Raw genomic sequence first — 24,504 nt, forward strand, 5'->3', positions numbered from 1 at the left:
GCGGTGTCGACTTATCTTCCCCGTTTGTCGACGCGTCCCTGCCGAACGGCGAACGGCTGCACGTCGCCGTCCCCGAGGTGACGCGTCGCTACCCGTCTGTCAACATCCGCAAGTTCACACGGCGCATCCGCGACCTCTCCCACCTCGTCGAGCGGGAGGCGCTGACCGCGCAGGCGGCCGAGTTCCTGCAGCTGGCAGTGCTGGCGGGATGCAACATCCTGATTTCGGGCGCGACCCATACGGGCAAGACCACCATGATCAATGCGCTCCTCTCCTCTGTGCGAAGCGAGGAGCGGATCGTCACCGTCGAGGAGACCTTCGAGCTCGACCTCGTCGCCCGCGACGTCGTTGCGCTGCAGTGCAGGCAGGCCAGCCTCGAGGGAACGGGCGAGATCACGCTACGGCGGCTGATCAAAGAGGCGCTGCGCATGCGACCCGACTGGCTGGTTGTCGGCGAGGTGCGAGAAGCCGAGAGCCTCGACCTCCTGATCGCCCTCAACAGCGGAATGCCCGGGATGTGCAGTATTCACGCGAACTCGGCCAGGGACGCGCTCATCAAGCTGTCGACGCTGCCGCTGCTTGCCGGTAGGAACATCGACAGCGCGTTTGTGGTGCCGACGGTCGCGAGCTGCATCGACCTAGTGGTGCACCTCGAGATGACAGCGTCCGGCTCTCGGCACGTGGGGGAGGTCCTTGCGCCGACCGGCGTCGTGACGGGACAGGTCATCGAAGCGGCGACGCTCTTCCGTCGCGAACGGGGGCAGCTCGAGTCGACCGGCTCTCCGCCGCCCCGGGCCGCGAAGTTTGAGGCCCACGGTCTCGATGCGGCCCGCGTGCTGCGGAGGTCGCTGTGACCGTCCTGCTCGCGCTGATCATGGGCGCCGGCGTCTCCACCATCCTGAGCGTTTGGCTCTGGCCGCAGAGCGAGGAGCGCGCCGCGAGCCGCAGCTCACGCATCGCCGATTTCCGGGCTGACCTCAGACGCGCCGGGTTCGAACGCGTCCCTGTCGCCGTCTTCGTTGGGGCGGCGATCGTGCTCGGCCTCACGCTCAGCGCGGCGGGCCTGGCAGTGACCGGGGTCATCGCCGTCGCTCTCATCGCGCTCGTCGCCGGATGCGCCAGTCCGTTCCTGATCGTGCGCTTGCGGTCCACGCAGCGACGGAACCGGAACCGCCTCGTGTGGCCCGACGTCATCGATCACCTCGTCGCCTCCGTCCGCTCAGGCGTTGCTCTCCCGGAAGGCGTCGCTGGCCTCGCCGAGTCGGGGCCGGCCGTGCTGCGGGAGGACTTCGCCGCCTACACGAGGCAGTATCGCCTCACCGGTAGCTTTCGGGTTGCCCTGGACGACCTCAAGGAGCGCCTCGCAGACCCGACCGCCGACCGCATCCTCGAGACGCTCCGCATGTCTCGCGACGTGGGAGGCTCCGAGCTGCCGACGGTCCTCAAGAGCCTCGGCAGCTACCTGCGGGAAGAACAGGCGGTCCGGCACGAAGTCGAGGCCAAGCAGTCCTGGGTCCTGAACGCGGCCAAACTCGGCTCGGCTGCTCCCTGGATCGTCCTGCTGATGCTGGCGACGCGGCCAGAGGCAGCGATCGCTTTCAACAGCATCGAAGGCGCGATCGTCATCCTGATCGGCCTCGGCGTCACCGTCATCGCCTACCTCGTGATGCTCCGGATCGCGAAACTCAAGGACGACCGCAGGTGGTTCGCATGAACGAGACACTCGGCTGGGCGGTGCTCTGCGGGCTCGGCCTCGGCATCGGGCTCTGGACCATGCTCGCAGCCGTGCCCCGGCTCTCCCGGCCGAGTCTCGCCGAGCGCCTCGCGCCGCACCTCCTCGATGTCTCAGCAGCAGCCCGTGCTGACGTCAGGAAGACGGCGGCCGATCCGCTCCCGATCCTCGGCACCCTCGCCGCGCCACTCGCAGCACGCGGCAAAAGCCTTCTCGATGAGGTCCTCGGCGGCAACGACCGAATCACCGCCCAACTCCGCCAGAGTGGCTCATCCACCAGCATCGAGCGCTTCCGCGCCGAACAGGTCACCTGGGGCCTCATCGCTGCCGGCATCGGGCTCGCCGCGGCACTGCTGCTCGGCGTCACCCGCGGAACGCCGATCATCGCGCAGATCCTGCTGCCCCTCCTCTTCGGAGCCATCGGCGTGTTCGCGCGCGACCAGGCACTCGGGCGCGCAGCCCACCGGAGACATAGGCGCATCGCCAGCGAATTCCCGACCGTGATCGAGTTCCTCTCGCTCAGCCTCTCCGCAGGCGAGGGCGTCTTCGACAGCCTCAGGCGCGTCGCAACCGTGAGCACGGGCGAACTCGCCAAAGAGTTCGCTCGGGTCGTGCACCACGTGAACACCGGCGTTTCGCTCGCCGACTCGCTTCACGAGATGTCGCGGGGAGTCAGATACCTGCCGCTGGACCGCTGCGTCGAGCACATGATCTCGGCCCTCGAGCGCGGCGCCCCACTCGTCGAGGTGCTGCGCGCCCAGGCGAGTGATGCGAGAGAGCTTGGAAAGCGCGACCTTCTTGAATCCGCGGGCCGCAAAGAAGTGCAGATGCTCGTGCCGCTCATCTTCCTCATCCTGCCGACGACCATCCTGTTCGCCCTCTACCCAGCCGTCTTCGTGCTCCGCACGAGCTTCTGACGCCCCACCCGAAAGGAACGACCATGCAGTTTCTGCACGCACTCCGAGCCCGAGCCCAATCTGAACGCGGGGACGTCCCCGGTTGGGTTCTGATCACGATCATGTCCGCGGGGATCGTGATTCTCCTCTGGACGGTCGCCGGTGATCTCCTCGTCGACGTCTTCGAGAACGCCATCACCCGGGTCAGTGACTTCAGCTAGCGGGAGCCCGCGCGGGTGCAGCTTCCGACTCCGCGACGAGACGGGTTCCGCCGTGGCAGAGTGGGTCATGGTGTCGGCCATGTTGCTCATGCTCACCGTGACGGTCCTCCAGGTTGGATTTGCGCTCTACGTCCGCACGACGCTCCTCGACGCCGCGGGCGAGGGCGCGAGGCACGCAGGCCTCTTCGGCGGCGGCCTCGAAGCCGGGGAAGAACGCGCGGCGGTCCTCATCACCGCGAGCCTCGGCTCCGGGTACGCCACGGACATCGAAGCAACCACCACCGCGCTCGACGGGGCCCCGGTGGTTGCCGTCACGGTGAGCTCGCCACTTCCCCTCCTCGGCCTCCTCGGCCTCCCCGGAACCCTGGAGGTGACCGGCCATGCACCGACGGAGACGCTGGATGCTGACTGACGACCGCGGGTCCGCCTCGCTCGAATTCCTGACCCTCGGCACCCTGCTCATCGTGCCGCTCGCGTACCTCATGCTCACCCTGTCCGCGCTGCAGGGCGCGAGCATCGCCGGAGAATCCGCGGCGCGAAGCGCGGCGCGCCTGCTCGCCGCGGATCCGGAGTCCGCCGAGACGCAAGCCATCGCCGAGGAGACAATCGAGCTCGCCGCCGCCGACCACGGAATAGAACCCCACGCTGTCGCGCAGGAAGTTCGGTGCAGCAGCCCCGACGGCCACTGTGCGACCCCGGGTGCCGTGGTCTCCGTCACCGTCACGATCACCGTGCACCTCCCGTTCGCGCCGAACCTGACCGGGGGAGCGGCAGCGCCCTCGATTCCGACGACTGCGACGTCCTCGTTCACCGTCACCCGGTTCGGACTCTCCACGTGACCGGCTCCAGCCATCCCTCGCACGTCCGTGCGTCGTGGCCCTACGACGAGCGCGGCAGCGTGCTTCCGCTCATCCTCGTCTACCTCATGATCGGCCTCACAGCCGCGTACGTCCTCGTCGCGGCCACTTCGCTATCGATCGAACGCAAGCGACTCCTCACCCTCGCCGACGCAGTTGCACTCTCGGCCTCGGAGAGCTTCGCTGCCGCCGACGTATCGTTCGACGGCGGTGACCTCACACCCGTGCTCGACCCGTCCAAGGTCGAGGAGCGCGCCATCGCCACGCTTGAGGAGCTGGCGCGGGCAAGCCCTGGCAGCGTCACGCTCGATTCCGCGACGACGCCCGACGGCGTCACCGCGCACGTCGTCATCACCGGGAGCTGGTCGCCGCCCCTCGCCCACGCGCTCCTCCCTGCCGGCGTCGAGCTCACCGTCTCCAGCGACGCCAGGGTCGTGCTGACCTGACGCCTCGCGAGCCGAACCGCGCCGCACAGCCCTGGCGGCTAGTCTTGGGGGATCATGATCAACCTTGACCTCGCCTCGGAGATCGCCGCCCTGCGCAGCACCTTCGGAGACATCAGCGCCGTGCTCAACCCCGACAAGCTCCGCGCGAAGGTGGTGGAGCTCGAAGCCGCAGCATCCGTCCCCGACCTCTGGAACGACACGGAGAACGCGCAGAAGGTCACCTCGGCACTCAGCCACGCGCAGGCAGACCTCAAACGCCTCGACGAGATCGAGCAGCGCCTCGACGACCTCGAAGTGCTCGCGCAGATGGCCGTCGAGATGGAAGACGAGGACACCGCCGAAGAAGCCCGCGCCGAGCTCAAGTCGATCACGAAGGTCATCGGCAACCTCGAGGTGCAGACGCTCCTCGACGGCGAATTCGACCCGCGCCCCGCCGTCATCACGATCCGTGCAGGAGCCGGAGGCGTCGACGCGTCGGACTTCGCCGAGATGCTGCTGCGCATGTACCTCCGCTGGGCAGAACAGCACAGCTACAAGGTCTCCGTCCTCGACACGAGCTACGCCGAGCAGGCCGGCATCAAGTCAGCCACCATCGAGATCGACAGCCCGTACGCCTTCGGCACGCTCTCGGTCGAGGCTGGCACGCACCGCCTCGTGCGCATGAGCCCCTTCAACTCTGCCGGCAGCCGCGAGACGAGCTTCGCCGCCGTCGAAGTCGTGCCGCTCATCGAGCAGACCGAGTCGATCGAGATCCCCGACAACGACATGCGAGTGGATGTGTTCCGCTCGTCCGGCCCAGGCGGCCAGTCGGTCAACACGACGGACTCGGCGGTGCGAATCACCCACCTCCCGACCGGAATCGTCGTGAGCTGCCAGAACGAGAAAAGCCAGATCCAGAACCGCGCGGCAGCGCTCCGCGTGCTCCAGTCACGCCTCCTCCTGCTCCGCCGCGAAGAAGAGAACGCGCAGAAGAAGGAGCTCGCGGGCAACATCACCGCGAGCTGGGGCGACCAGATGCGCTCCTACGTCCTCGCGCCGTACAAGATGGTCAAGGACCTCCGCAGCCAGCACGAGACCGGCAACACCGACAAGGTCTTCGACGGCGACATCGACGCATTCATCGCCGCCGGCATCCGCTGGCGCAAGCGCGGGGACGCCGACGCCGCGTAGTCCGGTACGGCCACGTCTGACGTGTTCTGCATGTCGCGCCAGGCTGGAGCGGATCCGGTGCCTACCCTGTTAGCGCCATGATCAGATTCGATAACGTCGCCAAGGTCTACCCTGGCACCGCCGCCCCCGCACTCGACGACATCACCTTCGAGGTGCTGCGCGGTGAGTTCGTGTTCCTTGTCGGGCCCTCCGGGTCCGGCAAGTCCAGCGTCCTCCGCCTCATCCTCCGGGAAGACGCGCCGAGCCGTGGGCAGGTCCACGTCCTAGGCCAGGACCTGCGCCGCATCTCCAACCGCAAGGTGCCGTACTACCGGCGCAGCATCGGCATGGTGTTTCAGGACTTCCGCCTCCTCGCTGGGAAGACCGTCTTCGAGAACGTCGCCTACGCCCTTGAGGCGCTCGGAAAGTCGCGGGGCCACGTCGCGAAGGCCGTCCCCGACGTCCTCGAGACCGTGGGCCTCGGAGACAAAGCGAACCGCTTCCCGCACGAGCTCTCCGGCGGCGAGCAGCAGCGCGTGGCGATCGCCCGCGCCGTTGTCAACAAGCCGGACATCCTCCTCGCGGACGAGCCCACCGGAAACCTCGACCCCGTCACGAGCCGCGGCATCATGCGCCTCCTGACGCGCATCAACGCGAACGGCACAACCGTCGTCATGGCGACGCACGACGTCTCGATCGTGGACGAGGAGCGCAGGCGCGTCATCGAGCTCGATGGCGGCATCATCATGCGCGACGAGTCCGACGGCGTCTATCAGCCCGGCGTCGTGCCGCTCACGGAGGCCGAGACCGAGGCCGCGAACCAGCTCGAGCATGACGACGCGTCACACGTCGAATCGCAGGCACCTACATCCATCGCCGACTCGATCGCCTCGCGCGTCGCCGGCGAATCGACCACGAAGAACACTGGAGACGTCAAATGATCGGCCGCGTATTTGCGGAGATGTGGCAGGGGCTGCGTCGCAACTCGAGCATGGTTATCTCCGTCGTGCTCGTGACCTTCGTCTCGCTAACGTTCGTCGGCGCCGGGATCCTCATGCAGCAGCAGATCAGCAGCATGAAGTCGTTCTGGTACGACCGTGCGCAGGTCTCCGTCGACCTCTGCTCCTCGGTCTCGAGCGCCCCCAACTGCGCAGGCGGTCAGGCGAGCGAGTCGCAGCGCGAGGCCGTCGAAACCGCCCTGCAGGGGGCCGTGCTGACGCCATACATCAGCGAGTACGAGTTCGAAGACCAGGATCAGGCATACGCCAACTTCCAGCAGCAGTTCGCCGGCGACCCGATCGTCTCGTTTGTCGAGCCCGAGTACCTTTCCGAGAGCTTCCTCATCACGCTCACGGATCCTGACCAGGCGGACATCATCATCCAGCAGCTCGAGGGCTACGACGGAGTGGAAGCGGTCACCGACCAACGCCAGTACCTCGAGAGCATCTTCGAGTTGCTCAACGTCGCGAGCCTCTCCGCCATCGGCGTCGCCGTCGTGATGCTCGTCGCCGCTGCGCTCCTCATCGCGACCACGATTCGCCTCTCGGCCATCAGCCGACGCCGGGAGATCGGGATCATGCGCCTTGTGGGAGCGTCGAACCGCTACATCCAAGCGCCCTTCATCCTTGAAGGAATCGTGGCGGCCCTCATCGGTGCCGTCCTCGCTTCAGGCGCGACGCTGGCCATCGCGCACTTCTTCGTGCAGGGGTACCTCGGCAGGCAACTGCCATTCGTCGCGCTCATCGGAGTTCCAGAGGCGCTGCTCGCGGTACCAGTGCTGCTCGTGGTGAGCGTGCTGCTCGCCTGGGTCTCCGCACGCATCGCAATCAATAAGTACCTGAAGGTCTGACGCGCTCGCAGGCCGCATGGTAGACCGATGGACAGCCCGTGTCGTATGATTGCGGGCTGTCCATCGTTTGCCGTCGAGAGAGGAAAAGGCCATGCCAAAGGAGCAAGGGACAAAGCCTGTCGCGACGAACCGTCGAGCCAGGCACGACTATCTGATCGAGGACACCCTCGAAGCTGGCATCGTGCTCAACGGGACCGAGGTGAAGTCGCTCCGTCAGGGGCGCGCATCCCTCGTCGACGGATACGCGTACATCGACCGCGGTGAGGCCTGGCTCGACGCCGTGCACATCCCCGAGTACCTCGAAGGCACCTGGAACAACCACGCACCGCGCCGCAAGCGCAAGCTGCTGCTCCACAAGGAACAGATCCGCAAGCTTGCTATGAAGACAAAAGAGGGCGGATACACGCTTGTGCCGCTGACGCTGTACTTCCTGAACGGCCGCGCCAAGGTCGAGCTGGCCGTCGCGAAGGGCAAGCGTGAGTTCGACAAGCGCCACGCCTTGCGGGAGCGGCAGGACAAGCGTGAGGCTGACCGCGCCGTCTCCTCGCGCAAGTACATGGGGGAGTAGCCCCGAGCCCGGCGAGCCGATGCTCCGCCTCACCGTCGCTCAATAACGATGCGGCCCCTGATCTACTGGATCAGGGGCCGCATCGATGTCTGCTGCTGAGGCGCTTTAGCGCACGCTCTCGACGAGCGTCGCGATCGAGCTCTCATGAGCGGAGAGCAGCGTCTTCAGGCTGCGTGACTGCCAGCCGCGGTCTGTCTGTCCGTCTGAGGAGGGGTCTGCACCCCACCAGGCGGTCTGCACGGCCGCATCGGCGGCGTCGAACGAGTCGAACATCGCCGTGAAGAGCGGCGCTGAGTTCCCGAACGGAACCGCGCCGACTGTCAAGTTGAGCGTCTCAGAGCGGTACGAGTCGGATGCTGCCTGCGCGGCATCCGCAGCCTTGCCGAACTCCGTGCTGTAGCTCGTGCACACGTCGGCGAGTTCATCAAGGAAGCACTCGGACGCTGCCAGGTCGGCGATGCCGCGGTAGAAGTCGACGTAGGTCGACTTGATGGCGTCGGCGATCTTCGTGCCGATGTTCGGGTCGCTGTAGTCCGGGCAGCCGGTCGACACGTTGCACGGGTAGTACAGGTTGTTGCCGAGGTCGATGTTCTGCCCGTTCGGGATCGTGAAGACCGTCGTGGACAGGGATGCCAGCTGCGTGCCGAACGTGTTGTAGATCGAGTTGTACTTCGGGAACGCCTCGCAGAACTGCTGGAGGGCCGCGACGTCGGCGCTCGCCGTGTCGGCGAAGTTCGCGACGATGTCCCGTCGGTCGTTGAGCCCGTCGCTTTCCGTCTGAGCAGCCTTGTAGGCCTCGGATGCGTCGGCGCCGTCTTCGACGGTGAGCGACGGCACGGTCGACCCGGCCAGATCGGTGATCGTGGTCTCGGCCGTGGCGACGTTCCCGCATCGCGTCGAGAAGTCAGACATCTGCGCCGCTGACTGGGAGAAGAAATCAGTGTTCTCGCCGAGGGACGCGGAGATCGTCACGTTGGATGCGAGATCGAGGTTCTCGTCGGTCCAGTCGGCGTAGTGCGCCTCGAGGTCCGTCTGGAACGCGGCCGCGAGCTCGTCGCCCTTGTTCACATTGTTGTTGTGAATGGTCACCGGGATCGCCACCGCGGCTCCGATGAGGACAACAACGCCGATGATCGCCGGAATCAGGATCGCGGGCTTGCGGAACCAGGGCTTCTTGGTGGGTGCTCCGTTGCCGAAGTCGTTCGGGCCGGAGGGGCCGCCACCCTGGAAGCCTCCTCCGCCGTTGCCGCCGAAGGCTGGTGCGCCGACGACTTGCCCCGGAGCCTGGCCTGGCGCGTAGGGAGCTGGCGTCTGGTTCTCGGGGGTTCCGTTCCAAGCCCCCGCCTGCTGCTGCGCGCCGTAGGCGGCACCAAACGCGGGAGCCGCGGCCTCGGGTGCAGTCGAACCGAAGGCTGGTGCGTCGTTCTGGCCACCGTAGTTGGGCGCGCTGTTCACGGCGCCGTAGCCAGGCGCATTGAAGCCACCGGCCCCTTGCTCGGGGTGTGCCTGTCCCGGGGCTGCCTGGGCGGCGTCCGGTGCGTTCCATGCGGGGGTCTGCGTGGTCGGTGCATCCTGGCCCTCGGGCGTCGACTGGCCCCACGCGGGGGCAGAAGGCTGCTGGTCCCAGCTGGGCGCGGGCGGGGCCGCGGAGGCCTGACTGCTCCAAGCGGCCGGCTCCTGGGCTGGAGACTGCTCCCAGCTCGGTGCCGCGGGTGCGCCATCGCCGAGGATCTCGGTCTGATTGCTGTCGCCACGACCGAGAACCGCAGTCTGGTTTCCCTCGCCGAACCCCAGCACCTCGGTGCTGTTCTGGTCCGGAGTGGACTCGTCGTGGCTCATCGGCTCTGGCGTAGCGCTCTGTGCGTCGTCCTTTGCTGACTGCTCAGCGGCCGGGGGCCAGGTGGGCGCCGCTGGCGCGTCATAGGCACCCGCTGATGGTGCCGAGACGTTCGGCTGCGCCTCGGCCGGCCGGCCGAAGTGGGCGCCGAAACCCTCGTGTCCAGAAGGCGCTCCGGCCCCGGCGGTGTGCTCGCCCGCCTCGGGATGCTCCGGCACCTGAGTGTGTTCTGGCTGCGGTACGTCATCCGCCCGCGCCTCTTGAGACTCGCCCCCGGACTCCTGGGCGTGATCGTCGCCGTTCTCGGGCTTCTGCCAATTCGGGCGCCCGAATCCTTCAAAGTCATTGCCGCTCATGGGGTTCAGGTTACTGGTCCTCCCGGTAATCGCCTTCAGGCTTGCCCTGAGCCCGCCAGGACCTGGATTTCTCGACCGTCTTGACGTATGTTTAGTAGCTGCCAGTTCTTCTGGCAGACGTAACTCAACAGTGTTCATGACGTGGAACGCCGCCGAGGAGACTCGGCTCACGGGGATGATCGGTTTCGACATGACTGGTGAATCGGCGTGAAGCGGGTCGAGGATGCGGGGTTATCTCGTAAACGCCCCTCGCAAAACATAGGTGCTAACGCTAAGCGCACCGACTTCGCCCTCGCTGCTTAAGCGAGTCCGATAGTCCGTCAGCCCGGGGGAGTTCCCGCTCCGGTAGCTGGCGTCATTTAGGGAACTTGCTGTGGTGTTGTGTTTCAGGGCACCACGGGACTTGAACTGGAACTGGGCTCGTCGATCAAGGTGTCTGTCCCCATGATCGGAGCCAAGTAGAACAGTAGACAGACTGCACCCGGAGAAGCCGCGGTTTCGTAGTTGTGGACGGGGGTTCGATTCCCCCCATCTCCACGAAACCCACGTCATGAACATGAGCCCCGGTCACCCAGCATCTTGCCGGGCGGCCGGGGCTTTGTTGTCTCTCGCCGCGCGGCCGTCCCTCGACTTGGGTACACCTGAGTCAGCCTTCGGGCCATACGCCAGAGGCGCCCCGCCGATGGCTTCCGACGAGATGGGTATCGACGATGCCGATGGCCTCCATGAGCGCGAACAGGTTTGTCGGACCGACAAAGCTGAACCCGCGCGACTTGAGCTGCTTCGTGAGCAGGCGCGATTCATCGCTAGTGCTCGGCACCTCCGCGGCGGAGGCCGGTCGCGGCGTGGACGCGGGCTTGGCGCTCCAGATCAGCTCGTGCAGCGGCTCGCTTCCGCGAAGTTCGATCGTCGCGCGCGCGTTCTTCATGATCGACGTGATCTTGAGGCGGTTGCGGATGACGCCGGGGTCGAGCATCAGGCGTTCGAAGTCCGTCTCGTCGAAGCGTGCGACGGCGTCGACGTCGAAACCCGCGAAGGCCTGGCGGAGCAGTGGCCGACGCTGCAGGATGAGCCGCCATGAGAGGCCCGACTGGAAGATCTCGAGGCAGAGTCGCTCGAAGACTCCCCGCTCATCGGTGATCGGCATACCCCATTCGGTGTCGTAGTAATCCATGAGGAGTTGATCTTGGCTCGCCCAGAGCGGGCGGGCGAGTCCGTCCGCGCCGACGACGAGGTCAGACGTGGTGGGTGTTGTTGGCATGGGAATTCCTCTCTGACGCGGAATCCTGCAATCTCCGCGGACCTGAAGGGACGCGGACGGCACTGATCGAGAACTTGCTGTGCGGAGAACGCTACTCGGAGCCACGGACACTCCTGGTCGTCCATCCACAGGTGAGCGAACAGGCTCGAGGGCTAGCTCCCGGCGGGGAGGCGGGAGCCGGTCAGCTCGGCTCCGTCGCTTGCCGCAAGCAGACAGGCCACATCTCGGTCGCCGTCGGTCCAGCTGGCCTCGCTCGGGACCAGATGCAACGCGACGAGGCCGGCAATCGCGTCCCGGCCCATCCCCTGGAAGTCGGCCGAGCAGATCTCGTCAGCCTCGGCGGCGAGAGCCTCATCGCCCGGGAATGTCTCACCGAGTCCGCTGGGCGAAATCGACATGACCTCGTAGAGGTGCGGGGTCTCGCAGGACGCGGCGAGCGTCGCCACGGTGAGCTCCGCATCCGACGAGAAGCAGTCCCCGACACTCAGCTCCGTGATCGGAACGACTCGCGGCGATTCGGGCGCTGAGGCGCAGGACGCCAGCGCGCCGCCAACGAGCAGCGCGGTCAGGAGGGAAGCAGAGCGTCGGTAGGCCACGACACCAGGCTAGCTGGCGGAACCCTCAGCACTTCCCGCCGTGGGCTGGCCGTCGACGGGGGTGACGATGCAGAGCACCTCGCGGTCGCCACCGGCCCACGACTCGGCGCTCGGGACGATGCCCGTGTAGTTCCAGCTCGTGAGGAGGGGTTCGGCGCCGATGAAGCCGGTGAAGGCTGCGGAGCAGATGTCCTCGAGCGCAGTGTCGATGGCCGAGTCGCCGGGGAACGTGTCGCCGCCGGTCATGTCCTCGGAGTGGTATGCCTCGTAGGTGTGGAGCGTGTCGCAGTTCGGGAACAGCTCGGCGTCGTCCGCGCCGGACTCGAGGTCGAAGCAATCGCCCACGATCAGGTCCTCGATGCCCGTCATCGTGCCTGCAACCGAAGTGGGGGTCGGCGTGGGCGTCGGCGACTCGGAATCCGTGGGTGTCGCCGATTCCGTCGACTCGGTCGTGGATGTCGAGGTTGTCGTGACCACTGGGTCGGAGCCGCCACCGGCGAGCGTCGTGACCAGCGTGCATCCGCTGAGCAGGAGAAGGGCGGCGAGCCCGACGGACGCGCCGGCGGCGCTTCGTACAGCTGCGGTTCGCATCGTTGCTCCTCCTGGGATGAACTGGGTTCAGAGGTTCTTGTCGCTGCTGCTGACGCGACCCGACCAGTGTATTGCGGCCTTCCCGAGGATCACCACTGAGCCGGCGACGGGCGCGCTGCCCCTGCCGAGCTGGGGCGGCGGCGTAGCATGTGCTGCATATGTCAGCAGATGCGACTTCCCCCACGCAGCACTCAGTCCCCAGCCTCGACGACTCGCCGTCGGGCGGGCGTTCGACCGAGGAAGCCTCGCGCTGGCCCGCCTTCGCCGTGTGCGCAGCGGTGGCCGTGCTTACGATCCTTGACCTCGCGAAGGTCAACGTCACGCTCGGCCCCATCGAGCACACGCTCGGAGCGGCCTCCTCGGATGTCCAACTCATCGTCGCGGGCTACGTCCTGGCGTTCGGTATCCTCCTTGTGCCGTCCGGCCGGCTCGGCGACCTGTGGAACCGCAAGCGCCTCTTCCTCATCGGCCTGATCGCTTTCGGGCTCGCTTCGCTCGTGTGCGCGCTCAGTGTCAGCACCGGGATGCTCATCTGCGGGCGAATCCTGCAGGGCTTCGCGGCCGGCATCCTGATGCCCCAGGTGCTCGGCCTCATCCAGCAGCTCTTCACCGGGCAGGAGCGGGGTCGCGCGTTCGGCATCTTCGGCGCGATCATCGGCCTCGGGACGGCGTTCGGGCCGACGATCGGCGGCCTGCTCATCGGTCTCCTCGGTGAGGAGGCGGGTTGGCGGTGGACGTTCGCGATGAACGTGCCGCTCGCCCTCATCGTGCTCCCGTTCGCCTGGCGCCTGCTCCCGGTGAAGCAGGAGGTGGCGCGCGGGCAGACCCTCGACCTCTTCGGCGTCGCGTTGCTCGGGCTCGCGGTGCTCACGACGATGCTCCCGTTCGTCCTGACTTCCGGACGAAGCACCGACGACCCGGCTCGGTGGTGGCTGCTTGTGCCCGCGCTCGGCTTCTTCGTCGGCTTCATCCTCTGGGAGCGGCGGTACCTTCGCCAGGGCAAGACTCCCGTCGTCGACTTCGCGCTCTTTCGCACTCCCTCGTATCGCTACGGGGTGCTGATCACGACGCTGTTCTTCGCCGCCATGCCGGTCGGCTTCCTTCTTGTGACGCTCTTCTTGCAGCAGGGACTCGGACACCCGGCGGTGCTCGTCGGCGCGGTGTCCGTGCCATACGCGCTGACCTCGGCGGTGGTCGCTGCGGTCTCCGGGAGGTGGACGTTCCGGCACGGCGCGACCCTCGTCGCGATCGGCGTCGCGCTCTTCGCCGTTGGCTACACGGTTGTCCTGGTTGTCACGCAGCTCGCGGAGCCGGAGCTCTCGCCGTACCTGGTCAGCGCATCCCTGGTCATCTCCGGGGCGGGAGCAGGCCTCGTCATGGGAGCGAACCAGATGCGGATGCTGTTGCACGTTCCCGTGGAGCAGGCGGGCATAGCCGGTTCGTTCGCGCAGGTCGGCCAGCGCCTCGGCAACGCCATGGGGCTGGCGATCGGCAGCTCCGTGTTCTTCGCCGGAGTCGCCGCACTCCAGGTCGTGGGATCAGCGGGCCCGGATACGAGTTCGCCTGCCGTGCAGGAGGCGTACAAGGCTTCCGTCGCGGGCGGCCTGATCGTGGTCATCGCTTTGTCCTGCCTGACGCTTGTGGTCGCCATCGTCGACCTCGTCGGCCATCGCAGGCGAGAACGCGCACAACTCGCGGGGGAGTGACCCCGCCTCGTCAAAGCTCCGGGATGCTCAGCGTGCGGCGAGCGCCTCGAGTGCCTGCTGGTGCAGCAAGCCGTTCGTCGCGAGGGCGCTGCCGTGCCAGGGCCCCTGCGCGCCGTCCATGCTCGTGAACGTTCCACCGGCCTCGACGATGATCGGCACGATGGCCGCCATGTCGTACGGCTGCAGGTCGAACTCCCCGGCGATCTCCATCGCGCCCTCCGCGACCAGCATGTACGACCAGACCTCGCCGACGGCGCGCGTGCGCCAGATGGCGCGGCTGAACTCGAGCAGCTGCGCGGAGCGGCCGGCCTCGTCCCAGCCCTTCAGGCTGTTGTAGCTGAGGGATGCACGCTCGAGTTCGTCGACGGCGCTCACCTGGATGCGCCTGTCGGTCGCGACGTCGCTGTCGCTGAGGTCATCGTCCAGGTACGCACCCTGGCCGGTGGCGCCCCACCATCGGCGGTTGAGGCCCGGGGCGGAGACGACGCCCACCTCGGGAACCCCGTCGATGACGAGGGAGATCAGCGTCGCCCAGATCGGGATGCCGCGCATGAAGTTCGCGGTGCCGTCGATCGGATCGATGATCCACTGGCGGCGGGAGTTGCCCTGCGAGCCGTACTCCTCGCCGAGGATCGAGTCGCTTGGCCTGGTTTCCGCGAGCCGCGCCCGCAGCGCCTGCTCGACGGCGCGGTCCGCATCCGTCACCGGCGTGCGGTCCTCTTTCTCATACACCCCGAGCGAGCGCGAGTTGAAGTGCTTCATCGAGGTCGCGTCGGCGATGTCTGCGAGCTCGCGCGCGAGGCGGAGGTCGGAGGAGAGCGGGTGCAGGAGTTCGGTGGCCACAAGCTCAGCCTAGGCCAGCGCCTGGCTAGTAGCTCGCGTCCGCCGCCTGGTCGAGCGACATGAAGAGTCGGCGCAGGGAGTCGAGCCGCGCGATTCCTGCCTCGTCGAGTTCGCCGTCACGTGCGGCGTCGTCGAGGGCGCAATCCGGGGCATCCGCCCGGTGCGTGCAGCCGCGCGGGCAGTCCTCTGCGATCATCGCGAGCTCGGTGAACCCGCGCAGCACGTTGTCGCGATCGACGTGACCGAGCCCGAAGGAACGGACCCCGGGGGTGTCGATGATCCAGCTGGAGTGCCCGTCTGCGTCTTCGACACGGACGGCAAGCGTGGAGGAGGAGGTGTGCCTTCCGCGCCCCGTCACGGCGTTGACAACTCCGGTCTCCCGGAGCGTTCCGGGTACAAGGGCGTTCACGAGGGTCGACTTGCCGACGCCGGAGTGCCCGACGGCGACGGTCGTGTGTCCGGCGAGGGCCGCGCGGAGCTCATCGATCGGCTCGCCTCCCGGGCGCGACTCGAAGACCTTGACACCGAGCGGCTCAACCAGCGCGCGCAGCTCGTCGGCTGGTGCGACGTCGGTCTTAGTGAGGACAAGCAGTGGCTGGATGCCCGCATCCAGCGCGGCGACGAGGTACCGGTCGATGAGCCTGGGCCGCGGCTCCGGCTGCGCCGTTGCCGCGACGATCAGCATCTGGTCGGCGTTCGCGACGATGACGCGTTCGACCTGGTCCGTGTCGTCGGCACTCCGGCGGAGCAGGGTCTTGCGCTCGCAGATGCGGACGATGCGTGAGAGGCTGCCCGCGTCGCCCGTCGTGTCGCCGACGATGTCGACGAAGTCACCCGTCACGATCGCCGTGCGGCCGATCTCCCTCGCCTTGGCGGCCGTGACAGTGCGCTCCTCCGGCGTGCTCTCGTCGAGCAGCACCGTGTAGCGCCCGCGGTCGACCGTGACGACTCGTCCGGTCACGGCGTCGGCATGCTTCGGGCGCTGCTTCGACCGCGGCCGGTTCGCCTTCGGATTCGGGCGCCCGCGGAAGTCATCCTCGTCCCAGTCTCCGTAGGCGTCGAACGCGTCGCCGAGTGAACGGGCCACGGTCAGATGCTGAAGGCGGTGAGGTCGACGCTGCCGTCGTCCTCGACCTCATCGGCCGCGGTGACAGCGCCTTGCTCGAGCATGTCCTGCCAGAGCTGCGTGAACTGGGGGAGGGTCTTGTTCGTGGCATGGATGTCATCGACAGTGACGCCCTCGATCGCCAGGCCGACGATGGCACCGGAGGTCGCCATGCGGTGATCCTCGTAGCTGCGCCACTCGTGCGCCGTGCGGGGGCCGGGAACGATCTCGAGCCCGTCTTCGAGCTCGTTGACCTCGCAGCCGATGCCGCGCAGCTCGGCCGCGATGGCAGCGACTCGGTCGGTCTCGTGGCCACGGAGGTGCGCGATGCCGGTGATGCGGCTGGTCGTCGTGCAGAGGCCACACAGCGCAGCCAGGTTGGGCGCAAGCTCCCCCGCTTCGGAGAGGTCCAGGTCGACCCCGGGAAGCTCTGCCCCCTCGGCGATTCCGCGCTCTACCGTGCAGGTGAGCACGCCGTCAGCGACCGAGATCTGCGCGCCGAACAGCGGGAGCAGATGCTCGAGATGCGAGCCGACCTGCGTCGTCGACTCCGGCCAGTCCTCGATGGCGACGCTGCCGCCTGCGACGATCGCGGCGATGAGGAAGGGCTCGGCGTTCGACAGGTCTGGCTCGATCGTGAGCTCGCGCCCTTCGATGGCACCGGCGCTGACGCGCCACGTGCCTGCCTCGGAGTCGTCGATCTCGACGCCGCGGTCTCGGAGGGCGGCAAGCGTCATGTCGATGTGCGGCTGGCTCGGCACGCGAGCGCCGGAGTGGATGAGCGTGAGGCCCTCGCTGAAGCGCGCCCCCGCCATGAGGAGACCGGACACGAACTGGCTGGATGCTCCGGCGTCGATCGTGACCTCGCCGCCCGTCACCTCGCCAGTCCCGTAGAGGGAGAAGGGCAGTCCACCCCTGCCGTCGTCACGCACCTCGACGCCGAGCGCCTTGAGGGCATCCACCGTGCCCTTCATGGGGCGTCTGCGCGCCGCCTCGTCGCCGTCGAAGGCGACTGGGCCGAGCGCGAGGGATGCGAGGGGCGGGACGAAACGCATGACCGTGCCTGCCAGGCCGCAGTCGATGGAGACGCCGCCCTCGAGCTCGCCGGGGACGATCTCGAGATCGTTGCCGAATCGGCCATCGCCGGGGACCTCGGTGATCTGCGTGCCGAGCTGTCGCAACGCCTCGATCATCAGCTCCGTGTCGCGCGCCCACAGCGGATGCCGGAGCTTCGACGGCGCGGCGGCGAGCGCGGACAGGACAAGCTCGCGGTTCGTGAGGCTCTTCGAACCCGGAATCTGCAGCCGCGCGTCGATCGGCGCTGTTGCCGTCGGGGCGTCCCAGGGACCGTCGCCGAGGGTCAGCGGCTCGCTGCCCTCGTCATCTCGGTACAGGTCGAAGCGTGGTCCGGAATAGCCAAAGATCTCCATTGGTTGACAACGATACCGCCAGTGGCGCTTGCACCACTCGGAAATCCGATTCCGCACGACATCCGCCAGACACCGAAGAGGAGGGCAGCCCTTGCAGACAACGCTCGCGCCGCCGAGGCGTCAAGCCGCCGAGAGGCGCACGGCAGTACACTCACGCGTAATGAGTGAGCAGAAGTCGCCCCAGGCGACCCCAGATCAGGACGAACTCCGGCAACTGTTCGAGGAGCAGGCGCTGCAGTACATCGACCAGTTGTACGCGGCGGCAATGCGCATGACTCGAAACCCCGCAGATGCACAGGACCTCGTGCAGGAGACCTTCGTGAAGGCCTTCGTCGCGTTCGGGCGCTTCGAGCAGGGCACGAACCTCAAGGCGTGGCTGTATCGCATCCTCACGAACCTCTTCATCAACTCGTACAGGAAGAAGCAGCGGGAGCCGTACGCGAACGCGCTCGAGGACCTCGAGGATTGGCAGCTCGGCGGTGCCGAGTCTGCGACAGCCCAGACATCGTCGCGCTCGGCTGAGGCCGAGGCCATCGACCACCTTCCCGATTCGACGGTGAAGGACGCCCTCCAGGCCATCCCGGAGGACTTCCGCCTCGCGGTGTTCCTCGCGGACGTCGAGGGCTTCTCCTACAAGGAGATCGCAGACATCATGAAGACCCCCGTCGGCACCGTCATGTCGCGGCTCCACCGCGGCAGGCGACTGCTGCGCGACCGCCTCACCGGCTACGCGCGGGAGAACGGCATCATTCCGCCCCTGGACGGGGACGAGCAGGAAACAGGGAGCAAGAAATGACCGATTGCGGCTGCGAGAAAGCCAAGGACGCCCTCGAGGAGTACCTGCGCAATGAACTCGCGAGTACGGATGCGAGCGATATTCGCGAGCACCTGGAGCACTGCAAGGACTGCGAGAGCGAGCTCCACGTGAACCGCTCTCTCATGGAGGTTGTGCAGCGAGCCTGCAAGGAACGCGCCCCGGAGGAGCTGCGTCTGCACGTGCTTGACCAGCTGCGGAACATCCAGCGCTCGCACGGCACACCCGTCGCGAAGTAGGGCGTGGTCGCCCCGACGCCGTTCTCCGTTCATGAGTCCTGACAGCAGCGCCGCATGGCTCCGCCTCTCGGCGCGCATCGAAGAGGCGGTTGCCGAGCTCACTGAAAAGGGCGCGCGGCGGGAGACACTTGGCGAGCTCGTCGAGCGTCGCCCTGTGCTTGGCATCAGGCGGGGTCCGGTCATGCGTCGGATCTCGCGAGTGTGGCGGCTCCGTGAACTCCTGCTCGACGAGAGCGGAGCGCTCTTCCGTGTCGGCTCAGTCGTCCGTGTCGCGAAGCAGCCGGACCACTACAACGAGCAGTCAGCCCTTGCCGCCCACCGGCGTCGCGTGCAGCTGGCGGCCCTGCGGTCCGGGTTCGAGCTCGGCGAGACCGTGAACTACGGTGCGATCAGCATCCAGCTGTCCGACGGACTGGGCGCGGATGCGCATCCGGGGCTCGAAGTCGTCGACGGCGAGGTCGTCCTGCACTGGGGTGCTGTCCCTGGCGCACAGGCCGGCCTGGGGTCAAGCAGTGTGGAATCGCTCGCCGCCTACCTCGACGACGCGGTTGCCCTGCTCATCGGCCGCTAGCAGCGGCCTCACACACGAAGAAGGCGCCAGCCCCGAGAATTCGGGGCTGGCGCCTTCTTCGTGTTCTGCGGCGCCTACTCGGCGAGCACACCTTCGATGAGCTCAGCCTGCTGACGCTGGTGGGCCTTCATCGTGCCGACGGAAGGTGCCGAAGACTCCGGTCGCGTGACCGCGCGGATCGTGCGTCCCTCGAGCATCGGCGCGAGGTGCGTGCGGATGAACGGCCAGGCGCCCTGGTTCTCCGGCTCGTCCTGCGCGTACACGATCTCAGCGTTCGGGTACTCGGCCAGGAGACGGTTGATCTCCTCGCCCGGCATCGGGTAGAACTGCTCGAGCCGTACGAGCGCGACGGTCGTGTCCTCACGCTTGTCGAGCTCGGCACGGAGGTCGTAATGCAGCTTGCCGGCGTGCAGCACGACCCGGCGCACGGCCGCCTTGTCGGCGATCCGCTCGTCGTCGAGGACGGGGCGGAAGGACCCCTGCGTGAAGTCCTCGACCGGCGAGACGGCACTGCGCAGGCGCAGCATCGACTTGGGCGTGAAGATCACGAGCGGCTTGCGGGGCCTGGCGTACGCCTGGCGGCGCAGCAAGTGGAAGTGCGACGCGGGCGTCGACGGCATCGCGACCGTCATGTTCTCCTCGGCCGCGAGCGTCAGGAAGCGCTCGATGCGGGCGGACGAGTGGTCGGGGCCCTGGCCCTCGTAGCCGTGGGGGAGCAGCAGCACGACGCTCGAACGCTGGTTCCACTTCTGCTCGGACGCCGAGATGAACTCGTCGATGATGGTCTGCGCGCCGTTGACGAAGTCGCCGAACTGCGCTTCCCAGAGCACAAGGGCGTCTGGCCGCTCCACCGAGTAGCCGTACTCGAAGCCGAGCACCGCGTACTCGCTCAGGAAGGAGTCGTAGATCGAGATGGGCGCCTGGTTGTCGCTGAGGTTCGACAGCGGCAGCCAGTTCTGCCCGTTGAGGCGGTCGTGGAACAGGGCGTGGCGCTGCACGAACGTTCCACGGCGCGAGTCCTGGCCGGACATGCGCACTGGCGTTCCCTCCATGAGCAGCGAGCCGAGTGCGAGCAGCTCGCCGAAGGCCCAGTCGATGCCGCCTTCGCGGCTCATCTGCTCGCGCTTCGAGAGGACGGCCTTGAGCTTCGTGTGCACCGAGAAGCCCTCAGGCGGGTTCCCGTGCGCATCGCCGATGATCTCGACGACCTCGCGGGCAACCGCGGTCGAATCGGGCTCGGAGCGGTGGTTCTCCTCGCGTGACCCAACCGCCGAGAGCTCGGCGGGCGAGATGGGCGTCGACTGCGTCTGCGCCTGGTGGGTCTCCGCGAAGGCGCGCTCGAGGCGGTCGTGGAAGTCCTTCTGCGCCGCGTCGAACTCGTCCTGCGTGATGTCGCCACGTCCGACGAGCGCCTCGGCGTAGAGCTTGCGCACGGAGCGCTTCGCCTCGATGAGGTTGTACATGAGGGGCTGCGTCATCGAGGGGTCGTCGCCCTCGTTGTGGCCGCGGCGCCGGTACGAGATGAGGTCGATGACCACGTCGCGCTTGAAGCGCTGGCGGTAGGCGAACGCGAGCTCAGCGACGCGTGCCACGGACTCGGGGTCGTCGCCGTTCACGTGGAACACCGGCGCCGAGATGGCCTTTGCGACATCGGTCGAGTACATCGACGAGCGTGCGTCGCGCGGCGTCGTGGTGAAGCCGACCTGGTTGTTGATGTTCACGTGGATCGTGCCGCCAGTGCGGTACGCGCGCAGCTGCGACATCTGCATCGTCTCGTAGACGACACCCTGGCCGGCCATCGCGGCGTCACCGTGGATGAGGATTGGCAGCACTGCGTCCCGGCCGTCGGCCTTGCGGTCGATCTTGCCGCGCACGATGCCCTCGAGCACGCCGTTGACGGCCTCGAGGTGCGACGGGTTGGCGGCGAGGTAGACGGGGATCGTCGCACCGGAAGCTGCCGTGAAGGTTCCCTCGATGCCGAGGTGGTACTTCACGTCTCCCGAGTTGCCGCGACCCGAGCTGGACTGGACGCCCTCGAACTCACGGAAGATCTGGCCGTACGTCTTGCCTGCGATGTTGGTGAGCACGTTGAGGCGGCCGCGGTGCGCCATGCCGATGGCGACCTCGTCGAGGTCCTCCTCGGCTGCACCCTGGATGATCGTGTCGAGCAGCGAGATGACCGATTCGGAGCCCTCCAGCGAGAAACGCTTCTGGCCGACGTACTTGGTCTGCAGGAACGTCTCGAACGCCTCAGCCTCGTTGAGCTTGTTGAGGATGCGCATCTGCTCTTCATGCGTGGGCTTCGTGTACGGGTGCTCGAGCTCGTCCTGGAACCAGGCGCGCTGCTCAGGGTCCTGGATGTGCATGTACTCGATGCCGATCGTGCGGCAGTAGGAGTCGCGCAGGATGCCAAGGATCTCGCGGAGCTTGAGCATCCGCTGGCTGCCGCCGAAGCCGTCGGCGACGAACTCGCGCTCGAGGTCCCAGAACGTGAGCCCGTGATTCTCGATCTCGAGGTCGGGGTGCGTGCGCTGCACGTACTGCAGCGGGTCGATGTCCGCCATCATGTGGCCGCGTACGCGGTACATGTTGATGAGCTGCTGCACGCGCGCCGTCTTGTTGACGGAGGCAGCGAGGTCGACGTGGACGTCCTGCGACCACACGACGGGCTTGTACGGGATGCGCAGCGAAGCGAAGATCTCCTCGTAGAAGTTGTGCTGGCCCGTGAGGTGCTCGTGCACGATCTTGAGGAACTCGCCAGAGCCCGCGCCCTGGATGACGCGGTGGTCGTACGTGCTCGAGATGGTGAGTCGCTTGGAGATCGCGAGGTCGTCGATGACGTGCTGCGCCATGCCCTGGTAGGGGGCCGGGTAGTCGAGGGCGCCTGCGCCGATGATGGCGCCCTGGCCCTTCATGAGCCTCGGCACCGACTGGAGCGTGCCCATGCCGCCGGGGTTCGTGAGGGAGATCGTGGTGCCCGCGTAATCGTCGCCGCTGAGCTTGTTCTGGCGGCCGCGCTTAATGAGCTCCTCGTAGGCACCCAGGAATTCGCGGAAGTTGAGCGTCTCCGCCTGCTTGATGCTCGGTACGACCAGTGCACGGGTGCCGTCTGGCTTCGGCACGTCGATCGCGATGCCCAGGTTGACGTGGGCCGGCTCGATCGCCGAGGGCTTGCCGTCAATCTCGTCGTAGTAGACGTTCATGCTCGGGAACTTGATGAGCGCCTTCACGAGCGCCCAGCCGATGAGGTGCGTGAACGAGACCTTGCCGCCGCGGGTGCGACGGAGGTGGTTGTTGATGACGATGCGGTTGTCGATCATGAGCTTCGCGGGGATCTCGCGGTAGCTCGTCGCCGTGGGCACCTGCAGCGAGATGTCCATGTTCTTGGCGATGGCCTTCGCCATGCCCTTCAGCGGAGACACGATGTTCTCGCGCGACGGTGCCTTCTCCTTGTCGGCGGCTGGTGCATCCGCTGGGATCAGCTTCTCCTGCGGGGCCGCGGCAGTCGTCTTCGCCTGCTTGCGTGCCTCACCCTCGGACGCGGGCTTCTTCGCCTCGGCCTGCGGGGCCTGAGTGGCCTGCGCCTTCGCCGGCTGAGCCGCTGGCGTCGACTTCACCGGTGCAGCGGTCTGCTGCTTCGCGTACTGCTCGAGTGTCGGCCACCATGCCTCGTCGACACTCTTCGGGTCCTTGACGTACTTCTCGTACATCTCTTCGACGAGCCAATCGTTGGCCCCGAAATCGGACTTTGCTTCGTCTGTACCCGCACTGGTCAAATGACTCGCCACCTGAGTTCGTCTCGCGTTCGTCTAGGGATGCGGGACGCGCCGAATCTGGGCGGCGACCCCATCGAGTGAACAGCCTAACGCGCTTGGCGAGCGCTCTGCGCGAAAGTGGGACGTTCAGAGGCGCGGCAACGTATTCTGGAGGCCATGCACTTCTCTGGTCCAGCCCCCCACCACGAGCTCACGTACTCCGATGTCTTCCTCATCCCGAGTCGATCAGATGTGGGTTCGAGGCTCAACGTCTCGCTCGCCCCTGACGACGGCACAGGGATGACGATCCCGCTGGTGGCCTCGAACATGAACGCGGTGACCGGGCCGCGCATGGCCGCAGCGATCGCGCGCCGTGGCGGGCTCGGCGTGCTCCCGCAGGACATGTCGCTCGAGGAGCTGCAGACGGCGATCAACTGGGTGAAGTCGCAGGACGCGGTGCTGGACACCCCGTTCACCGCGTCTGGGGATTCCACCGTCGGTGCGGTGCTCGAATTGGTTCCGCCCGTCGCGGGCTTCGGGGTCTCCGTGCTCGCCTCCAACGGGGATGTCCTGGGAGTCCTGCAGGCGTCGACGCTCGCGCGTGTCCCGGGCGATGCCGTCCTCTCGGATCTGAGCCACCATTTCGTCGACGAGGTACCTGTTGCCCTCGCGCGGGATTCCCGCGCGGTCTTCAACTCGTTTGCCGCCGCGGGCGAGAGCTTCGCACCCGTGCGCACCGAGGGCGGCTCGCTCGCCACGGTGACGGCGAGCGGCGCGCTGCGCAGCACGATCTACCAGCCTGCTCTGGATGCGCGTGGCCGACTGCGAGTCGCAGTCGCGGTCGGGGTGTCACGCAACGCCCTCGAGCGGGCGCGGGCGCTTGTCGAGGCTGGCGCGGACGTGCTTGTCCTGGACACGGCGCACGGGCACCAGGGCAGCATGCTCCGTGCCATCGAAGCGGTGCGCGGTGCCGAACTCGGCGTCCCGATCGTCGCGGGCAACGTGGTTAGCGGGAGCGGTGTGCACGACCTCGTGTCCGCGGGTGCCAGCATCATCAAGGTCGGCGTCGGCCCCGGCGCGATGTGCACGACGCGCATGATGACTGCAGTTGGCCGCCCCCAGTTCTCCGCGGTCCTGGAGACCTCGGAGACGGCGCATGCATTGGGCGCGCGGGTCTGGGCCGATGGGGGAGTGCGCTACCCGCGTGACGTGGCGCTCGCGCTCGCCGCTGGCGGCTCGGCCGTCATGATCGGATCCTGGTTCGCCGGGACGGTCGAGGCTCCCGGCACGGTGCGGACCGATGAGGCAGGGAACTGGTTCAAGGAGTCGTTCGGCATGGCGTCGACGAAGGCCGTGGAGGCGCGCTTCGGGGACCTCGAGCCGTACGAGCGCGCCCGCAAGCTGCTCTTCGCGGAGGGCATCTCCTCGTCGAAGATCATGCTCGATCCCAAGCGTCCGGGCCTCGACGACCTGATCGACATGATCACGACGGGCGTCCGTTCATCGTTCACCTACGCCGGTGCCGACTCGCTCCCCGAGTTTCGACAGCGCGCGAAGGTCGGCATCCAGTCGGCTGCCGGCTATGAAGAGGGCAAGGCCCTCCCTGTCTCCTGGTAGACGCGGCCCGCTGAGGGTGGTCTTCGATATACTGCGTGGCAACTATGGACGATGACCATCCTCCG

General features: G+C 67.1%; 23 protein-coding genes, 1 other RNA gene and 1 pseudogene. 17 read left to right on the forward strand and 8 right to left on the reverse strand.

Translation table 11 applies throughout. The features are described 5' to 3' along the window. Positions 1-5: 5 nt before the first annotated feature. The 11 genes and pseudogenes from C5B85_RS01935 to smpB all read left to right on the forward strand — a co-directional run. Positions 6-854 (forward strand): annotated as a pseudogene (locus C5B85_RS01935) (CpaF family protein); the annotation flags it as partial. Beyond that, a complete protein-coding gene (locus tag C5B85_RS01940; protein ID WP_104284369.1) occupies positions 851-1,714 on the forward strand; it encodes a type II secretion system F family protein in 864 nt (287 codons plus the stop codon). The pseudogene C5B85_RS01935 and the gene C5B85_RS01940, both read left to right, overlap by 4 nt. Beyond that, entirely contained in the window at positions 1,711-2,649 is a 939-nt protein-coding gene (locus tag C5B85_RS01945) for a type II secretion system F family protein (protein WP_104284370.1), read from the forward strand. The genes C5B85_RS01940 and C5B85_RS01945 overlap by 4 nt, the downstream gene beginning before the upstream one ends. A gap of 23 nt (positions 2,650-2,672) precedes the next feature. Next, the gene (locus tag C5B85_RS19065; protein WP_181064230.1) at positions 2,673-2,849 is read left to right on the forward strand and encodes a hypothetical protein; all 177 of its coding nucleotides are present in this window, start codon (positions 2,673-2,675) and stop codon (positions 2,847-2,849) included. Between the two features lie 52 nt (positions 2,850-2,901). Further along, the gene (locus C5B85_RS01950; RefSeq protein WP_258070541.1) at positions 2,902-3,261 is read left to right on the forward strand and encodes a TadE family protein; all 360 of its coding nucleotides are present in this window, start codon (positions 2,902-2,904) and stop codon (positions 3,259-3,261) included. After that, complete coding sequence (locus C5B85_RS01955; protein WP_146077812.1) at positions 3,251-3,688, forward strand: hypothetical protein; 438 nt, start codon at positions 3,251-3,253, stop codon at positions 3,686-3,688. Before C5B85_RS01950 ends, C5B85_RS01955 begins: the two co-directional genes overlap by 11 nt. Continuing rightward, positions 3,685-4,152 (forward strand): hypothetical protein, encoded by a 468-nt coding sequence (locus C5B85_RS01960; RefSeq protein ID WP_104284372.1) that lies wholly within the window; start codon positions 3,685-3,687, stop codon positions 4,150-4,152. The genes C5B85_RS01955 and C5B85_RS01960 overlap by 4 nt, the downstream gene beginning before the upstream one ends. Before the next feature lie 54 nt (positions 4,153-4,206). Beyond that, complete coding sequence (gene prfB, locus C5B85_RS01965) at positions 4,207-5,322, forward strand: peptide chain release factor 2 (protein ID WP_068493209.1); 1,116 nt, start codon at positions 4,207-4,209, stop codon at positions 5,320-5,322. A 77-nt stretch (positions 5,323-5,399) separates the two neighbouring features. Beyond that, positions 5,400-6,242 carry a cell division ATP-binding protein FtsE gene (ftsE, locus tag C5B85_RS01970; RefSeq protein WP_104284373.1) on the forward strand — a complete coding sequence of 281 codons (843 nt, stop codon included), beginning with the start codon at positions 5,400-5,402 and terminating at the stop codon, positions 6,240-6,242. Beyond that, positions 6,239-7,150, forward strand: coding sequence for a permease-like cell division protein FtsX (ftsX, locus tag C5B85_RS01975; RefSeq protein ID WP_104284374.1), 912 nt, complete (start codon positions 6,239-6,241; stop codon positions 7,148-7,150). Before ftsE ends, ftsX begins: the two co-directional genes overlap by 4 nt. 91 nt (positions 7,151-7,241) lie before the next feature. Continuing rightward, positions 7,242-7,718, forward strand: coding sequence for an SsrA-binding protein SmpB (smpB, locus tag C5B85_RS01980; protein WP_068480072.1), 477 nt, complete (start codon positions 7,242-7,244; stop codon positions 7,716-7,718). A gap of 105 nt (positions 7,719-7,823) precedes the next feature. Here smpB and C5B85_RS01985 read toward each other — a convergent pair whose 3' ends face one another. Then, positions 7,824-9,911, reverse strand: coding sequence for a hypothetical protein (locus C5B85_RS01985; RefSeq protein ID WP_104284375.1), 2,088 nt, complete (start codon positions 9,909-9,911; stop codon positions 7,824-7,826). A 171-nt stretch (positions 9,912-10,082) separates the two neighbouring features. On the opposite strand from C5B85_RS01985, the gene ssrA reads away from it, so the two are divergent. Continuing rightward, positions 10,083-10,451, forward strand: a transfer-messenger RNA (tmRNA) gene (gene ssrA / locus C5B85_RS01990). A 106-nt stretch (positions 10,452-10,557) separates the two neighbouring features. On the opposite strand, the gene C5B85_RS01995 is transcribed toward ssrA, so the two are convergent. The 3 genes from C5B85_RS01995 to C5B85_RS02005 form a co-directional block, all read right to left on the reverse strand. Next, positions 10,558-11,172 (reverse strand): DNA-3-methyladenine glycosylase I, encoded by a 615-nt coding sequence (locus C5B85_RS01995; protein ID WP_104284376.1) that lies wholly within the window; start codon positions 11,170-11,172, stop codon positions 10,558-10,560. A gap of 152 nt (positions 11,173-11,324) precedes the next feature. Continuing rightward, positions 11,325-11,768, reverse strand: a complete 444-nt coding sequence (locus tag C5B85_RS02000; RefSeq protein ID WP_104284377.1) for a septum formation family protein — start codon at positions 11,766-11,768, stop codon at positions 11,325-11,327. A 9-nt stretch (positions 11,769-11,777) separates the two neighbouring features. Continuing rightward, positions 11,778-12,359 carry a septum formation family protein gene (locus C5B85_RS02005; protein WP_104284378.1) on the reverse strand — a complete coding sequence of 194 codons (582 nt, stop codon included), beginning with the start codon at positions 12,357-12,359 and terminating at the stop codon, positions 11,778-11,780. Between the two features lie 158 nt (positions 12,360-12,517). Between C5B85_RS02005 and C5B85_RS02010 the strand changes: the two genes are divergently transcribed. Further along, positions 12,518-14,065 (forward strand): MFS transporter, encoded by a 1,548-nt coding sequence (locus C5B85_RS02010; protein ID WP_104284379.1) that lies wholly within the window; start codon positions 12,518-12,520, stop codon positions 14,063-14,065. Positions 14,066-14,092: 27 nt separating this feature from the next. On the opposite strand, the gene C5B85_RS02015 is transcribed toward C5B85_RS02010, so the two are convergent. From C5B85_RS02015 to aroA, 3 genes are read right to left on the reverse strand one after another with little or no spacing between them, the layout of a single operon-like run. Continuing rightward, positions 14,093-14,908: an inositol monophosphatase family protein gene (locus C5B85_RS02015; RefSeq protein WP_104284380.1), complete on the reverse strand. Its 816-nt coding sequence runs from the start codon at positions 14,906-14,908 to the stop codon at positions 14,093-14,095. A gap of 25 nt (positions 14,909-14,933) precedes the next feature. Beyond that, entirely contained in the window at positions 14,934-15,995 is a 1,062-nt protein-coding gene (gene rsgA / locus C5B85_RS02020; RefSeq protein WP_104284381.1) for a ribosome small subunit-dependent GTPase A, read from the reverse strand. 2 nt (positions 15,996-15,997) lie between these two features. After that, entirely contained in the window at positions 15,998-17,443 is a 1,446-nt protein-coding gene (gene aroA, locus C5B85_RS02025) for a 3-phosphoshikimate 1-carboxyvinyltransferase (RefSeq protein ID WP_104284382.1), read from the reverse strand. 160 nt (positions 17,444-17,603) lie between these two features. Here aroA and C5B85_RS02030 point away from each other — a divergent pair, with 160 nt between their 5' ends. From C5B85_RS02030 to C5B85_RS02040, 3 genes are read left to right on the forward strand one after another with little or no spacing between them, the layout of a single operon-like run. Beyond that, the gene (locus tag C5B85_RS02030) at positions 17,604-18,239 is read left to right on the forward strand and encodes a sigma-70 family RNA polymerase sigma factor (protein WP_104284383.1); all 636 of its coding nucleotides are present in this window, start codon (positions 17,604-17,606) and stop codon (positions 18,237-18,239) included. Further along, a complete protein-coding gene (locus tag C5B85_RS02035) occupies positions 18,236-18,496 on the forward strand; it encodes a zf-HC2 domain-containing protein (RefSeq protein ID WP_104284384.1) in 261 nt (86 codons plus the stop codon). The genes C5B85_RS02030 and C5B85_RS02035 overlap by 4 nt, the downstream gene beginning before the upstream one ends. A 31-nt stretch (positions 18,497-18,527) precedes the next feature. After that, entirely contained in the window at positions 18,528-19,067 is a 540-nt protein-coding gene (locus C5B85_RS02040) for a hypothetical protein (protein ID WP_104284385.1), read from the forward strand. Positions 19,068-19,141: 74 nt separating this feature from the next. Here the strand turns inward: C5B85_RS02040 and C5B85_RS02045 are convergent, their stop codons facing one another. Further along, positions 19,142-22,855: a multifunctional oxoglutarate decarboxylase/oxoglutarate dehydrogenase thiamine pyrophosphate-binding subunit/dihydrolipoyllysine-residue succinyltransferase subunit gene (locus C5B85_RS02045; RefSeq protein ID WP_104284386.1), complete on the reverse strand. Its 3,714-nt coding sequence runs from the start codon at positions 22,853-22,855 to the stop codon at positions 19,142-19,144. A gap of 144 nt (positions 22,856-22,999) precedes the next feature. Between C5B85_RS02045 and C5B85_RS02050 the strand changes: the two genes are divergently transcribed. Beyond that, positions 23,000-24,439 (forward strand): GuaB1 family IMP dehydrogenase-related protein, encoded by a 1,440-nt coding sequence (locus tag C5B85_RS02050; protein ID WP_104284387.1) that lies wholly within the window; start codon positions 23,000-23,002, stop codon positions 24,437-24,439. Positions 24,440-24,504 lie beyond the last annotated feature (65 nt).

The organism is Pseudoclavibacter sp. AY1F1, from assembly GCF_002931075.1.
Classification (GTDB): Bacteria; Actinomycetota; Actinomycetes; order Actinomycetales; family Microbacteriaceae; genus Pseudoclavibacter.